The sequence below is a fragment of the bacterium 336/3 genome (genome assembly GCA_001281695.1).
Taxonomy (GTDB): domain Bacteria; phylum Bacteroidota; class Bacteroidia; order Cytophagales; family Thermonemataceae; genus Raineya.
Genome location: LJIE01000001.1, coordinates 2412831 through 2427560 on the forward strand (window position 1 = coordinate 2412831; position 14730 = coordinate 2427560).

The 14730-nt window shown below is 33.0% G+C and carries 15 protein-coding genes and 1 pseudogene; 9 read left to right on the forward strand and 7 right to left on the reverse strand.

The features are described from left to right. Nucleotides 1–4 precede the first annotated feature (4 nt). The 9 genes and pseudogenes from AD998_11185 (at nucleotide 5) to AD998_11225 (ending at nucleotide 9790) form a co-directional block, all read left to right on the forward strand. Nucleotides 5–2383, forward strand: coding sequence for a hypothetical protein (locus tag AD998_11185; GenBank protein ID KOY86631.1), 2379 nt, complete (start codon nucleotides 5–7; stop codon nucleotides 2381–2383). A gap of 200 nt (nucleotides 2384–2583) precedes the next feature. After that, nucleotides 2584–3291: a hypothetical protein gene (locus AD998_11190; protein ID KOY88162.1), complete on the forward strand. Its 708-nt coding sequence runs from the start codon at nucleotides 2584–2586 to the stop codon at nucleotides 3289–3291. After that, complete coding sequence (locus tag AD998_11195; protein KOY86632.1) at nucleotides 3288–3845, forward strand: hypothetical protein; 558 nt, start codon at nucleotides 3288–3290, stop codon at nucleotides 3843–3845. Before AD998_11190 ends, AD998_11195 begins: the two co-directional genes overlap by 4 nt. A 21-nt stretch (nucleotides 3846–3866) precedes the next feature. After that, nucleotides 3867–4916 (forward strand): cytochrome C peroxidase, encoded by a 1050-nt coding sequence (locus AD998_11200; protein ID KOY88163.1) that lies wholly within the window; start codon nucleotides 3867–3869, stop codon nucleotides 4914–4916. A gap of 25 nt (nucleotides 4917–4941) precedes the next feature. Beyond that, nucleotides 4942–5835: a hypothetical protein gene (locus tag AD998_11205; protein KOY86633.1), complete on the forward strand. Its 894-nt coding sequence runs from the start codon at nucleotides 4942–4944 to the stop codon at nucleotides 5833–5835. A 163-nt stretch (nucleotides 5836–5998) separates the two neighbouring features. Next, the gene (locus AD998_11210; GenBank protein KOY86634.1) at nucleotides 5999–6868 is read left to right on the forward strand and encodes a hypothetical protein; all 870 of its coding nucleotides are present in this window, start codon (nucleotides 5999–6001) and stop codon (nucleotides 6866–6868) included. A gap of 287 nt (nucleotides 6869–7155) precedes the next feature. Further along, nucleotides 7156–7521: pseudogene (locus AD998_11215) on the forward strand (hypothetical protein). Continuing rightward, entirely contained in the window at nucleotides 7518–8624 is a 1107-nt protein-coding gene (locus AD998_11220) for a hypothetical protein (GenBank protein ID KOY86635.1), read from the forward strand. Before AD998_11215 ends, AD998_11220 begins: the two are co-directional and overlap by 4 nt. Continuing rightward, nucleotides 8624–9790 (forward strand): hypothetical protein, encoded by a 1167-nt coding sequence (locus tag AD998_11225; protein KOY86636.1) that lies wholly within the window; start codon nucleotides 8624–8626, stop codon nucleotides 9788–9790. Before AD998_11220 ends, AD998_11225 begins: the two co-directional genes overlap by 1 nt. A 50-nt stretch (nucleotides 9791–9840) precedes the next feature. Here the strand turns inward: AD998_11225 and AD998_11230 are convergent, their stop codons facing one another. From AD998_11230 to AD998_11260, 7 genes are all read right to left on the reverse strand, one after another. Next, nucleotides 9841–10107, reverse strand: a complete 267-nt coding sequence (locus AD998_11230) for a hypothetical protein (protein KOY86637.1) — start codon at nucleotides 10105–10107, stop codon at nucleotides 9841–9843. Nucleotides 10108–10177: 70 nt separating this feature from the next. Beyond that, nucleotides 10178–10525, reverse strand: a complete 348-nt coding sequence (locus tag AD998_11235; protein ID KOY88164.1) for a hypothetical protein — start codon at nucleotides 10523–10525, stop codon at nucleotides 10178–10180. Between the two features lie 181 nt (nucleotides 10526–10706). Beyond that, on the reverse strand, nucleotides 10707–11267 hold the full coding sequence (locus tag AD998_11240) for a hypothetical protein (GenBank protein KOY86638.1): 561 nt from the start codon (nucleotides 11265–11267) through the stop codon (nucleotides 10707–10709). Between the two features lie 19 nt (nucleotides 11268–11286). After that, nucleotides 11287–11802: a hypothetical protein gene (locus AD998_11245; GenBank protein KOY86639.1), complete on the reverse strand. Its 516-nt coding sequence runs from the start codon at nucleotides 11800–11802 to the stop codon at nucleotides 11287–11289. Between the two features lie 105 nt (nucleotides 11803–11907). Continuing rightward, on the reverse strand, nucleotides 11908–12570 hold the full coding sequence (locus AD998_11250; protein KOY86640.1) for a hypothetical protein: 663 nt from the start codon (nucleotides 12568–12570) through the stop codon (nucleotides 11908–11910). A gap of 3 nt (nucleotides 12571–12573) precedes the next feature. Continuing rightward, nucleotides 12574–13164 (reverse strand): pseudouridine synthase, encoded by a 591-nt coding sequence (locus AD998_11255; protein ID KOY86641.1) that lies wholly within the window; start codon nucleotides 13162–13164, stop codon nucleotides 12574–12576. 80 nt (nucleotides 13165–13244) lie between these two features. Next, complete coding sequence (locus AD998_11260; protein ID KOY86642.1) at nucleotides 13245–14723, reverse strand: hypothetical protein; 1479 nt, start codon at nucleotides 14721–14723, stop codon at nucleotides 13245–13247. Nucleotides 14724–14730 lie beyond the last annotated feature (7 nt).

The following is a 14730-nucleotide window of genomic DNA, read 5'->3' on the forward strand; positions in this document are numbered from 1 at the left end:
AAAAATGAAAGGAAAGTATTTGTTATACACCTTATTATGTTTATGGAGTCATTTTTCGTGGGGGCAAAAGCTTTCAGGAAATGTTAAAAATAAACAAGGAGAAGCCATTGATTTTGCGAAAGTAAGTATCCTGAATTTATCAAAATCTACATATTCTGATAAAAATGGAAATTATGAAATAGATATTCCACAAGGAAACTATGAAATTTCTGTTAGTGCAACAGGTTATGCTTCACAAATCAGAAAGATAGAAGCAAAAGAGTCTGTTACACTTGATTTTGAGTTATCTGAAAATATAGAAGTATTGGATGATATTGTAGTAACTGCTCAAAAAACAGAGCAGAATGCCATTCAAACACCTATATCTGTTACCAACCTTTCTGCTAAAAAAATAGAAGATACCAGAACTTGGGGACTTGGAGGACTGACAGCTTTGGTGCCAAACTATACATATCAAGAGTTAGGAGTTCCATTTCAACAAGTGCAGTCTATTCGTGGTATTCAGGTATTTAGCGAAAATCCTGCTGTATCTACCTATATTGATGATGTCAATAACATTGATATTCTTGCCAATGGGTTTGCATTTACAGATGTAGAACGCATAGAAGTATTACGAGGTCCACAAGGTACACTGTTTGGCAGAAATGCAATGGGAGGAGTGGTCAATATCATTACCAAAAAACCAACCAATCGAACAAGTGGTTTTGCTGAGGTCGGAATGGGAAATTTAGGTTTGCAACGCCATAGTTTAGGTTTTAAAACACCTATTATCAAAAATAAATTATTTTTTGGAATCAATGGTTTATTTCAAAAACAAAATGGTTACTGGAAAAATGATACAACAGGAACAGGAGCCATCAATGGCAATGCAAATGGTAAAACTGTTGGAGGAGAGAATAATTTATATGGTAATATATTCTTGAAGTGGATTGCTCATCAGAAACTTGAGTTTACACTGAATTTAAAGGGACAGAGAGATTGGAGTAATAATACTGGCTTTTTTGTTTCTCAAACGGATAGAGATTTGGCACTTGCTAATCCTGATAGAATTAATTTGGCAAGAGTGGGCGAACATGAACGCAACATTTTAAATACATCTTTAGTAGCTAAGTATTTTGGGAATAAGTTCACCCTAACTTCAATTTCGGCTTATCAAACGATTGGTTTATCATTTAAAGATATCGACTTCCCTGGTTTCTATCATTCATTTTACAAAAGTGCTATTGGCGAAAAACTGCCACCACAACAAGTGTACAGTCAGGAATTGAGAATCAATTCAAGCTCTGATAGTAAACTGCAATATACGGCTGGCTTTTATGGCTTTTCTCAAGTAGGATATGAACCTTCAACGAACTTAGCCTTTGAAAGTCCAATATTTCCTGATACTTATTCAATTTTTAGAAATAAAGCAAATAATTTTGGTATTGCAGGATTTGGTGAATTGAGTTATCAACTTACTAAAAAGTTAAAAGCTACAGCAGGCTTACGTTATGACTACGAAAAACGTGAAGCTACCTTTAACGGTTTTGGAGATGCAATATTTTCAGGTGGTGTGTTTACTCAAATTTTACCCGACACAACAGTTAGTGGTAACTATTCTGCAATTTCACCAAAATTTGCTTTGAGTTATGCTGTAAATGAGCGTTCTAACATTTATGTAACTTATACTCGTGGTTTTCGTGCAGGTGGTGTAAATGCTCAAAAAGTACCCAACAATGTTCGCCAAACTTTTGACCCTGAATACTCAAATAACTACGAAGTGGGTTACAAAACCTCTTTGGCTAATAACAAACTGAGTATTGGAGCCTCTGCATTTTTAATTCAATGGCAAGATTTGCAATTCTTTAATTTGGTAGCACCTTTTACGTATGCAAGGGAAAATGTAGGTAATGCTCAGTCAGCTGGATTAGAGTTAGAAGTTTCAGTTATACCCGTTAAAGGATTACAAATAGATGGAAGTTTTGGATTCAACCAAACAGAGTACAAAAGTTTTGATTTGAAACGTGTAAACTTTGGAACAGGTGTGGAAAGTACAACAGCCATAGGTGGTAACAGCCTTTCTAATGCACCAAGCCATACCATTTTCTTGGGTGCTCAATATGAGTATGCCATTTCTAAGAATTTGAAAGCTGTTGTTCGTGGAGAAGTTCGTAACATTGGAAGCTATTACACTGATATTCAAAACCAAATTAAACAGCCAACTTATACACTTATCAATTCAAGAGTTGGCTTGAATTATGAAAAATATAGTTTATTCTTTTGGGGACAAAACCTTAACAATGAAAGGTATTTGGCTTTTGGTAATCCTGATAGTAGTTTTGGTAGAAATGTGAGAACAGCAGCACCAAGAACTTTTGGATTTACTGCTCAATATAAATTTTAACTATAAAGGAGGTTTGGAGTATTTTAAGCCTCCTTTTAAACCAAAAAGATATGTATAAGATATTGATATTACTATTGATAGGCGGTTTGTTTGCTTGCCAGAATCAGCCATCTAAAGAAACGAAAAAGATTGCTGAAGAAAAAAGTAATACAACTGAAAAAAACCATGACACATTGGTTCCAAAACACCAACAAGATGAAATGACACTCATTTTAGGAAAACCTAAGAAAAATATTAAAACAGTAGGAATATTGGTATATGATGGTGTCAATGAACTTGATTTGATGGGACCTCGCTACATTTTAGGGCAGATAATGGGTGTTAAGATTGATTTAATTGCATTGAAAAAAGGAAATATCAGAACAGTAATGGGAACAGAAATAGTACCCAACACAACCATAGACTCTGTAAGTCAATTAGATATTTTGGTTATTCCAGGTGGTTTCAAAGGTACAGTACTAGCTACTTATGATACCAAATTACACGATTGGATTAGAAAAATTGATAAAAATACAACTTATACGGCTGCTGTGTGTACAGGTGGCTGGATTTTAGGAGCAACAGGACTTCTCAAAGATAAAAAAGCAACCTCAAACTGGTATCAGGCAGAACAAATGATGACCAAGTATGGAGCTAAATTCGAGTCAAAAAGATTTGTAAATGATGGTAAATACTGGACATCAGCAGGTGTAACGGCTGGAATGGATATGTCTCTGGCAATGCTCAAAGATATTTGGGGCGAAAAATATGCACAAGCAGTAATGTTAGATATGGAATACGACCCTATGCCTCCTTTTGAAGGTGGTTCTCCCAAGAAAACACCTAGTGATGTATTAAGTATGATGAATATTATGTATGGAATGGGATTGATGCCTTTGATAGATAGTTTAGAAAAATTAAAAAAATGAAAAGAATAATTGTATACACAATCATATCATGGACTTTTTGGAGTTGTGATAGGGATGATCATCAAAAGCATGAGCATCCTAGTACCCAAACAGATACAACTAAAAAGAGTGTTAAAAAAACAGCTATGGCAAACATTGGTCGCAACCATGTTCATATAGAATATACAGCTCCTGCTGTTAGGAATCGTATTGTTTGGGGTGGTTTGGTACCTTTTGGCGAAGTTTGGGTGACAGGAGCACATCAGGCAACATCTTTTACCTTCTCTGAAGATGTTGTCATTCAAGAAAAAACAATCAAAAAAGGAAAATATGCCTTTTTTACAATTCCTGATAAAAATGAATGGACAATTATATTGAATACTCGTTGGAAACAACATCTGGCAGATGAATACAATCAAAAAGAAGATATAATCCGCTTCAAAGTAAAACCCCTCGAAAATATTCATACCGAAAGGCTAATATATCAGGTTGTGGATGAGGCAGATGGGAAAGGATATGTAGAAATGGCTTGGGAAAAAATAAAAATCAAGTTTCCCATACAAAATAGAAACTAAACCATTGAAATGAAGAAGGCTATGAATAAAAACATTCTTTATATTGTCATTGTAGTTGTAATGTTTTCATGTAAATCAAGGGATTTGGAGACACCCATATCATTTCAAAATCCATCAAATTTTCCTGAACCACATTACAATTTATCCCGAAACCCGATTACAACAGAGGGGTTTAAACTGGGTAAAATGCTGTTTTTTGATAGTATTTTGAGTAGAGATGGAACCATTAGTTGTGGGAGTTGTCATATCCCTAGTTCGGCATTTACACAACACGGACACGATTTGAGTCATGGGATAGATGACCAACTTACACTTAGAAATGCCCCACCAATTATGAATCTGGCTTGGCAAAAAGAGTTTTTTTGGGATGGAGGTGTATTTGATTTGGATTTATTTGCCCTTGCACCCATTGAAGCTCATAATGAAATGGATGAAAGTATTGCCAATGTTTTAAATAAACTCAGAAAGCATTCTAAGTATCCTCAAATGTTTGAAAGAGCTTTTGGTACTTCTGAAATCACTTTGGATAGATTTTTAAAAGCTTTATCTCAATTTCAACTCATGGCAATTTCTGCCAATTCGAAGTATGATAAGTTTATAAGAAACGAGGGAGCAACCCTTACAAATGATGAATTATCTGGTTTAGAGCTTTTTAAGGCAAAATGTAGTTCCTGCCATCAGGGAGAGTTGTTTACAGATTTAAGTTATCGAAATAACGGAATCATACCTCAAAGATTTAAGCTCAATGGTGCTGATACAATTGATACAGGGAGAGAACGTATTACGCTTAACCCAAACGATCAATTTAAGTTTAAAGTACCAAGCCTGAGAAATGTAGAAATCACACGTCCCTACATGCATAATGGCTCTTTGAGGACATTAGAGCAAGTTTTAGACCATTACCAAACAGGTGTTAAAGATAATCCGACATTAGACCCCATTTTAAAACAAAATGGCAGATTAGGAATAAATTTGACAGATGATGAGAAGAAAAAAATTATAGCATTCTTAAAAACACTAACCGATGAAGAATTTCTTAAAAACCCGATTTTATCAGAAGAAAATCCATAAAATAACCTTATCCTTATTTATTTGGATGTTTTTTCTAATACCCAATAGCTCTTGGGCATGTGATATTTGTGGTTGTGGTGTTGGAAGCTACTATTTTGGTGTGATGCCTCAATATCATAAACATTTTATGGGCTTGCGTTATAGAAGTATGTCTTTTGAATCGCATCTAAACTCTCAGTTGCTCAGAACCAAGGAGTATTTTCATACAACAGAGCTCTGGGGCAGATTTTATCCAACAAACAAGTTGCAAATCATGGGATTTGTACCATATTCATTTAACAATCAGGTAGATATTAACAATCAATCTAAAAAAATGCAGGGTTTCAATGATATTGTCTTGATGGCAAGTTATAATATGTTCAATGCTTCTACTATTCAAGATACCATTGTACGAAAATTTAAACATAGTTTGTGGATAGGAGGAGGGGTAAAATTGCCTACAGGCAAGTACAATTATGAAGAACAAGATGCAGGGCAGGTAGCCAATCCAAATTTTCAGTTGGGAACAGGCAGTGTGGATATTTTGACAAATCTTTTCTATAATGTTCGCTATCAAAACTGGGGTTTTAATCAGGATATTGCCTATAAAATAAATACTAATAATGCTAAAAATTATCGTTTTGGTAATAGAATCAGTGGAAATAGTAATATTTTTTACATCAGGAAAATAAGCAAAAAACTAAGCCTGATGCCTTATACAGGGATTTATTTTGAGCAATCTGCTTTAGATACTCGAAACAATGAAAAAATAAAAGAAACAGGTGGGTATTTGCTCGCTTCTAATATAGGAATGGACGTATATTGGAATCAGAAATTAAATATTGGAGTGAATTACCAAATCCCTCTCTCTCAAAATTTAGCTCATGGAGAAATCAAGGCAAATAATAGAGTAGTTTTGCAGGCTTCTTGGCTGTTTTAATGAAATACAAACATAATGAGTTATTACGTGCTTTTAAATAATATGTAAGCCTATTTTAAAATAAAATATCAATTGGTAAATAAAAAACAGCATTTCATAAAACAAGGGCATAAATAATACGTTTAAATAAGTACTATTGCACAATAACTACTACTAAACTAATATGAACTTAAAAGAACTTATTATTAATTTTGCTCCAACGGGTAATGTTCCAACATCCAAAAACTCTCCATACATACCCATTAGCCCCAGCCAGATTATTGAAGAAGTGATAGAAGCCTATGAACTGGGCATTACACTTGTTCATTTACATGCCAGAGAAGAAGACGAAAGTCCAAGTTGTAAAGCAAGTATCTACAGTGTTATTTTAGAGGGTATCCGTAAATACTGTCAAGATATGGTATTGGGAGTGTCTTTAAGTGGAAGAAACTTCCCTGAAATAGAGAAAAGAACAGAGGTCTTGAGCTTAAAGCCTGATATGGCTTCCTTGACACTCAGTTCACTGAATTTTAAAAATCAGGCAAGTTTAAATGAACCAGAAACCATCAATATCCTTGCAGAGAAAATACAGGCTTGTGGTGCAACACCCGAACTAGAGTGTTTTGATGCTGGTATGCTCAATTATGCACTTTATCTGATTCAGAAAGGAAAAATAAGGCCTCCTTTTTACTTCAATCTCATTACTGGTAATATCTTTGGGATGCCCAATGACATGGCTCATATTGGTACTTTCATCAAAGATTTACCAAAAGAATCAGTTTGGGCATTGGGTGGAATAGGAGACTTTCAACTGGCTGCCAATAGTTATGCCATTACAGCAGGAGGAGGAGTAAGAGTAGGTTTGGAAGATAACATTTGGTATAATGCCAAACGTACTCAGTATGCTACTAATATAGATTTAATCAAACGCATACATACACTAGCCGAAATTCATGAAAGACCTATTATGAAACCTGCAACATTTGGAAAAATGGGTTTCTTTAATAAGAACAGGGTTTTTATGAAGAATGATATTTTAAAAGAGGCTGTATAATGATGGATAAAATAGATATTTTAGGGGCTAGTATTGATACATTATCCATGATTTTTGAAATACTAGCCCATCAAATCAATATTCCACAGGTCAGAATTGTTCAGAATACTTCACATGCTTTGGATGGAGATTTTCTCCATCCAAAAGTTTCTTATACAAGTGTTCATGTAGAAAATATTGAAAATAGGCTTTTTGATAAAGTAATTTTAGGTGTTTATCAGGTAAAAACCAAATATGCTGTCTGGAATAGTTTTTTAGAACGATTTCCAAATTTAGAACAGCATTTATGTAATATTCTACACCCTCAAAATGCCATTGCCGAAACTGTAAGTCTTGATAAAGGCATACAAATCAATCCGTTTGTGGTGATAGCTCCTTATGCTAAAATTGGAAAATGTGTGTCTATCAACAGACAAGTAAGTATTGGACATCATACATCTATCAGTGATTTTAGTACCATTAACCCTGGAGTAAATATCGCAGGGCATTGCGAAATAGCCGAAGGTGTTACAGTGGGGATGGGAACAAATATTATAGAAGGAGTAAAAATAGGTAAAAATAGTATAGTTGGTGCGGGTTCACTAGTTTTAAAAGATATACCCGAAAATGTATTGGCTCTTGGAAGTCCTGCAAAAATTATAAAAGAATTATGATTTCAGTTTTTGGAAGTAAATTTACAGAAGAAGAAGCAGAGTCTGTGAAACAGGTTCTGCTTTCGCAGTGGGCAGGTATGGGTAAAAAAGTAGCTGAATTTGAGCAAGAATTGGCTCAAAAAAGGCATTTGCCCAATATGTTACTGGTCGATTCAGGTTCAAATGCGTTATATCTAGCTATTACGTTACTCAATTTGCCACCAAATTCGGAAATAATTTTGCCCAGTTTTACTTGGGTGGCATGTGCTCAAGCAGTTCTATTAGCAGGACACACGCCAGTATTCTGTGATGTGGATATACAAACACAAAATGTAACAGTAGAAACCATTTTGCCACATATTACGCCTCAGACAAAGGCAATTATGGTGGTGCATTATGCAGGCAAACCAGTAGATATGAATCCTATTTTAGCATTAGGGTTTCCTGTCATAGAAGATGCAGCCCATGCCATTCATTCCAATTATCATGGAAAAGCATGTGGAACAATAGGAGAAATAGGCGTTTTTAGTTTTGATTCCATTAAAAATCTTGCAATGGGTGAGGGTGGAGGAATAACTACCCAAAATGAAGCCTATCTTGCAAGAGCTAAAAAACTGAGATATTGTGGTATTGAAAAATCTGGTTTTCAGCAGTCACAAGCTCAACAAAGTCAAAATAAGTGGTGGGAATATCACATTTCGGAAGTGTTTATCAAAATGTTACCCACTGATTTAGAAGCTTCTATAGCTTTGGTTCAATTGCAAAAAATGGAAAAATACCAAACTATCAGAAAAAATATTTGGGATACTTATCAAAAAGCTTTTGAAAATATAGACTGGATAGCCCGTCCACAAGATTCAGAATTACATGAACAGCATTCTTATTTTACGTATTTTATCAGAACACCCTTTAGAAATGAATTAGCACAATATTTATTGGATAAAAAAATTTACACAACACTTCGTTACCATCCTTTGCATCTCAATGCTTTGTATCAGAGTACAAAAGTACTTCCTAATAGTGAACAACTCAATGAACAAGGCTTAAACTTACCTTTGCATCCTAACCTTTCTGAAACAGATGTTTCATACATTATTGATTGTATCACGAAATTTAAAAAATAGTGCTTGATTTACCCAAAATCCCCTTGAGTCAAGGTAGTTTGATAGAAGTGTATCAGCCTGATATTGATTTCTTTATCCAAAAACTACAGAAAAGAGAATATTTTGCTTTTACAAGACAATTGCATGGACTCTGGGATTCTGTCATTGGGGCATGGATTTTAGATGCAAGTTTGCGAAAAATAGAATTAGAAGATGAAAATTATCTTTGGAAACTGGCTCAAACCATGTCAAAGGGTAAAGAAGCCATAGAAGGACTTTATTATCCTCCAAAACTTTATATGGAATTGCTTCAAATTCTGAAAAATTTAGAACAAACACCTGAAAACTTCTTTTTTGGAATAGGAGATACCTATTTTTATCCTGAACAAACACCACCATACCATTACAATCATTATACTTTGCCTTTTAAATGTTCTTTTAAATACTTACCAACATCTAATCAATTGAAATTCTATAAGTTAAGATTTGGGGACAGGCAAGAAGTGATGCAATATATTTTACCTAAAAATAAAACGTTTTTTGATGGGTTGATTTGGAAACGATACACTTACTATAATCAAATTCAAGCTTTTTTTGAGGCTTTGAAGGAATTTCAGGTAATAGGCATAGCCCCCAAACACTATCATAATTTTGGAGAATTGGTAAAAATACCTGATTACACACATGTAGCCATTCATCATAACAAAGCCTCAGAGAATAGAGAGGAATTATTGGAGTATATTGTGGGTTTGCATGCTCAAAAAAAGAAGTTTGGAAAGCCCTGCTTATACTTTTTTGTGGCAGGTTCTTTGAGTGTATGGTTGGTGTATCATCTTCAAAAACGAATTCCAGATGCCTTTTTAGTAGATATAGGTCAGGCTTTCAATTATTTGTACGATTCTAAAGAAGGACTTTTGCATAGAGAGTTTGGCTTGAGCCATCAAAACGACCACAAACGAAAATCTGTGGATTCAAAAAAATGGTATGGAACGAAAGATTTAGGGTGTAAAATGCAAATTATTGATAATCAGGTTGTTTTTTCTTTTAAAGACCATTTTTGGATGAATCTGCCTGAGAAAATATTGTTGCTAGTTCAAGAAAGGCTTATTAGACGAAAATTAATAGATTTTCGATATCAATTAAAACATAAATTGATTAAAAGTCTGTTTGAAACAAAAAATACATAAAAACAAAAAGCCTCATAATGAGGCTTTTTTAATAAATACATTAGAAAGCATTATTTCTCTAGAAGATTTTTGGTTACTTGTTTGAACAGTTTATCATCAAAATCTGTAAACCAAAGGTTTGTAGGTTGTAAACACATCACAGGAGCTTGTTTGCATCTACCTGTACACTCTATTTTCAAAATCTCAACATCGTGGTGTTTGCCTTCATGTTTTAAGACATCTTTCAGATGTTTGTAATGATCTTTGTTGTATTTTTTACATTTACTGCCCATACACATACACACTACCTGAGCAGGAAAATCATGTTTTTTACCCATTTTTGATTAAAAATAATGTAAGAAAATCTATAAGGTTTAAAACTGTTTATCAACTAATTATAGAATAAATTTATTCACAAACAATATTGTATTCATGCAAAATGCTATTGAGTTCAAGCATAGCTTTTGCTCCAGCCAAAAGTTCTTGTAAATGATATACTTCACAGACATTGAGTGTATAAAGTTTATCAGTTTGAGGTAAATAAATCAGTTCCAAATCAAATTCTTTTTCGATGCGTTCAAGCATGACTTGCAAATTGATTTGATTGATCACCTTTTTGAAGTCTATAAACTGTTTTACATTGAAACGAGCAGTTGTACCTGCAAATTCAATCATAAAACTGTTGGTTATATCACACTGATAAATAGAGCCTTTTGCAGTAGAAAATACTTCCGTTAGAGCCAATTCTTTTACCATATTTATAGAGCCTAAATAAAATTTAAGCAAATATAAGTTTTTATTTAGAATAAATCCAAATTAAAAGAAGGATTTTATAATCTTGACTTTAAATTAAATTGATATTCAGTTGATTTGAGAAATATCTTGTATTGTTTTATTATGATTTCTTAAAAAGTTATATAAATAAATGTAATATATTTTAAGATAAGGCTTTGATACATAATTCTCTAATCTGCCAAATTTCCTCCAAAGAATATTTAATATCATCATGATCTTTTAACCAATTCTTTATATAATTCTTATGTGCATCTATTTTAAAATCAGATATTTGATAAGGAGTTATAGGGTATTGTATTAATAAGCTTTCTTCAAAATCTAACTCTTGTGTGGTGGGGAAAGTGAAATCATAAATCTTTTGTTTATAAAATAGATAATTGTGGGCTTCAGGAATATATTGAAGATTATATTTTTGTAAAATGGGGGATATTTTATGAGCATTATAATGATTCAATTTAAAAATACCCAACATTAAATCTAACTCTTCAAAATTATTTTCATCTGCTAAAAGCTTCAAAATAGCATGTTTGGTGCTACAAGTACCACATTTTTCTTGGAAAACAAATTTTAAATCGACTTTAGATGAATTTCTTCGATAAGGTAAAGAAGCAATCCAATTACCTGCATCTTTAAAACTAGTAATCCCTAAATTCAAAAATATAGTAGAAATTTCGCCTTTAGGGTAAATTGAAAAGTCTAACATACATGTCTTAAAATAGTTGTTATACAATTACTTTTTTGCCTTTATTCCATGGAAGCATGGCGATTCCCATTCTCATATAACATTTATTCAAGAGAGATGTAATCGTAAAACCAAGACATAAAATAATAGGAATAACTATAAAATAAATGGAAACATAATGATAACCAACCAAAAATATCCCCAATAAAATACCTATGACAAACCTAAATTGCCTATCAACACTCCAACCTCCTGTATTATAGGTTTCTGTGATAGAAACAGACTCCATTTGTTCTTCCAAGATATATAAATTTTGAAATCCTTGAGCTTCTAATTTTTTTAATATTTGATTGGCTCTATTACCACTTTGACAAACTAAATATATATTTTTAGTTTTATAGGGCTCATAATCTGCAACATTAAATTTTGAGGAGGGGATATTGATAGCATTAGCAATATGATAGTTTCTAAACTCGGCGGGTTCTCGTACATCTATAATAATAGCATTTCCTGAAGACACTTGCTCAATAGCCTCTGTGTTTTTGATAGTTGTCATGTGATATTATTTTAAATTAGAAAAATGATAATCATGAGTTTTCTAATTTTAGGGTGCTTTAAAAAAAATAATTTATATGTTTGTTTTCATAAAAACAGATATATTTTATTTGACCACTCGATAAATTTTTATTCTTTGAGTACAACAATGAAAATTAATAACATATAACTCCTTTTGTTTGTTGTTATCTAAATCGTATTCAAAAAATAGGAGATTGCCAATATTTTTAAAATACAAAGAAGATTTTTCATTTACAATTTTTAAAGGATTCCGACCTGTGTCATCACAGCCGAAATGAGTTCTATAAACTTGTATTTTTCCAAAAGTAGAATTAAAATTCATAATATCAGGGTCATAAATAAATTTAATACCTCCTTGACCATCAGGTACACCTTCTCTATTTACTCTAAATTCACGAGCAGAAGTTTCCTTTTTATAAAAGCTTCGTGGTAAATGCTGATAAATATACACGTTATCTGTCTTTATTACAAAATTCCAAAGTTGTGAAACAAGAGTTATAGAAGAATCTTTATTGACATAAACTTTGGGATTACAAATTTGGTCTCCCTTTATTTGAAACCCTTCAAGTTTACACTTTTTACTATCAAAAACATTATACACTTTCCATTTGCTTTTATTGATGATAGAAGTATCATTTTCTAATAAAATTGGTTTAAAAGTACCTAAAAATGTACAATCTCGTTTGATAGGCTCTTGACTATACACTGAAAACGCAATGATCCATAAAAGTAAAATAAACCCTTTCATATACTACAACATCAAGGTTTTATATACAAAATCTCTATCAAGCTCTTTCACATCACCTACTTGCATATCATCCAAATGGATATTCTGAATACTATAACGAACTAACCTGAGTGTTGGAAATCCCACAAAGGCTGTCATTTTACGAACTTGGTGTTTTTTGCCTTCTACAATTGAAAGACTCAGCCACGAAGTAGGAATATTCTTCCGAAAACGAATAGGAGGGTCTCGTTCAGGTAAATTGGGTTCTTGCTCAAAAATAGATGCTTTGGCTGGTAACGTTTGGTATTCTTTGCCATCAATTTTTATTTTTACACCTTTTTCAAGAATTTTGATAGCTTCTGGCGTAATTTGTCCCTCTACTTGTACCCAATATGTCTTGGTATGCTTAAAAGCAGGATTTAAGAGCTTATGATTGATTTTAGTATCATTGGTAAGCAATAAAAGTCCTTCACTATCAATATCCAAACGCCCCACAGGATACACATCTTTTGGAAAATCGTAGAGAGAGGCAAGCGTTGGGCGTTCCAAATCGTCTGTAAACTGATTCAGAACGCCATAAGGTTTGTATATAATAAAATAACGAAACAAAATAATGCTAAATGTTTAAACTGTTAATGCTAAATTTACTCTGCTTTAAATCTCTCTTCTTTTCTTTAAAATCTCATATCTAAAAACTATTCTACTACAACAGGGTAGGTCATTGTCCAGATTCGGTTTAAATCTTTACTTTCTTTCACTTCTAACCATACAATATAATTACCTTTTTTAGAAGGCGTTTTAATGGGTAAATCTGTTTTTAAGCCTTTGGCCATTGCCAAAACTTCTTTTTTGCCATCAGAAAGAACCCTTTCACCTGTTTGGGCATCTACAAAACTATAACGATAATTGACAACATTGCCCAAATTCTTTTTCTCAGAAAGTGATAATACATAATTCTGATTTACTTTAAGAGTACCTACATTTTTACCTGCCATCAGAAATTCTATTTTGCCCACTGTTATTTCAAAAGTAGATTTGGTATTTATCCCATTACCCAGCACAGAAGTGCTAGTCCTAATATTGTTTGACTTTGCTGTTTTCTCTGCCATTGTAAAAGGCATATTCACCAGAATTTCAGCATTGCTGAGCTTATCATAAAAACGGGCTTTTAATAACAAATCGCTATTTGCTTCAGATTTAGGAAAGCTAAGCGTAATTTTTAAATTATTAAGCATTTCTTGTTCCAATGGACCTATTTCTTTAAATAAGTCTTCTGCTTCACCTAGAGAGGTATTACCCTGATACACACTGAAACCAACACCCACATGAGCATCTGTATTATTTAAGTTAAAACCTCTGGGTTTATCTACTTTTAAAACAAAATCTTCATCGTAACCAAAAATGGAACTTGTTACAAAGCCACCACTTTTAGGAGTAATCTCATATTTCTCATATGTAAGCCCTTTCGAAATAAAAATAGCTCCTGTAAATGGGTCTACCTGTACATCACTGATAGCTACTGGGCTATTATCTTTTTCTTTTACTTTGGGTTTAGCCCAATCACATTGCATCATTTCGTAAGCTTCAGATTTAGCATTCTCAAGACCCATTTCATAGGCTTTCTGATAATCAGGACAACCTTTTTCTTTATTGCCTAATTTGTTGTACATGTAGCCTCTATCAAAATAAAGTTGTTTGTTTTTATTGTTGATAGCAATAGCCTTATCATAATCATCAATCGCTTCTTGATACTTGTTTAAATTCATGTAAGTATCTGCTCTGTATTGAAATAAAGTGTCATTCTTTTTAGAAGTTTCCAAATCAATCGCTTTTGTGTAATCAGGCAGACTTTTATCGTATAATTTTGCATTATAATAAGCATCTCCACGCTTTTTGAAATATCTCCATTGTTTAGCATCTAATTTGATGGCTTGGTCTAAAGACTCTATGGCTTCTGTATGTTTACTGAGCTCTACCAAGCAATAGCCTTTGAGATAGTAGTTTTGAGCAATTTTTGGCTTAAATTTAATTGCCTTTTCAAGGAGAGGAGCAGCCTCTCTATAATCTTTTTCTTTCATTTTTGTTTGAGCCATGCTCAAGGCTTCTTTATAATTTTTTTGAGCAAAAAGTGGCAATTGAATAAATATTAGAGCCACTATCCATGTTTTTTTCATCATTGTA

Coding starts and splice junctions, on each gene's coding strand:
- AD998_11185 (KOY86631.1), top strand. CDS start 5: ATGAAAGGAAAGTATTTGTTATACACCTTATTATGTTTATGGAGTCAT.
- AD998_11190 (KOY88162.1), top strand. CDS start 2,584: ATGACACTCATTTTAGGAAAACCTAAGAAAAATATTAAAACAGTAGGA.
- AD998_11195 (KOY86632.1), top strand. CDS start 3,288: ATGAAAAGAATAATTGTATACACAATCATATCATGGACTTTTTGGAGT.
- AD998_11200 (KOY88163.1), top strand. CDS start 3,867: ATGAATAAAAACATTCTTTATATTGTCATTGTAGTTGTAATGTTTTCA.
- AD998_11205 (KOY86633.1), top strand. CDS start 4,942: ATGTTTTTTCTAATACCCAATAGCTCTTGGGCATGTGATATTTGTGGT.
- AD998_11210 (KOY86634.1), top strand. CDS start 5,999: ATGAACTTAAAAGAACTTATTATTAATTTTGCTCCAACGGGTAATGTT.
- AD998_11220 (KOY86635.1), top strand. CDS start 7,518: ATGATTTCAGTTTTTGGAAGTAAATTTACAGAAGAAGAAGCAGAGTCT.
- AD998_11230 (KOY86637.1), bottom strand. CDS start 10,107: ATGGGTAAAAAACATGATTTTCCTGCTCAGGTAGTGTGTATGTGTATG.
- AD998_11235 (KOY88164.1), bottom strand. CDS start 10,525: ATGGTAAAAGAATTGGCTCTAACGGAAGTATTTTCTACTGCAAAAGGC.
- AD998_11240 (KOY86638.1), bottom strand. CDS start 11,267: ATGTTAGACTTTTCAATTTACCCTAAAGGCGAAATTTCTACTATATTT.
- AD998_11245 (KOY86639.1), bottom strand. CDS start 11,802: ATGACAACTATCAAAAACACAGAGGCTATTGAGCAAGTGTCTTCAGGA.
- AD998_11250 (KOY86640.1), bottom strand. CDS start 12,570: ATGAAAGGGTTTATTTTACTTTTATGGATCATTGCGTTTTCAGTGTAT.
- AD998_11260 (KOY86642.1), bottom strand. CDS start 14,723: ATGAAAAAAACATGGATAGTGGCTCTAATATTTATTCAATTGCCACTT.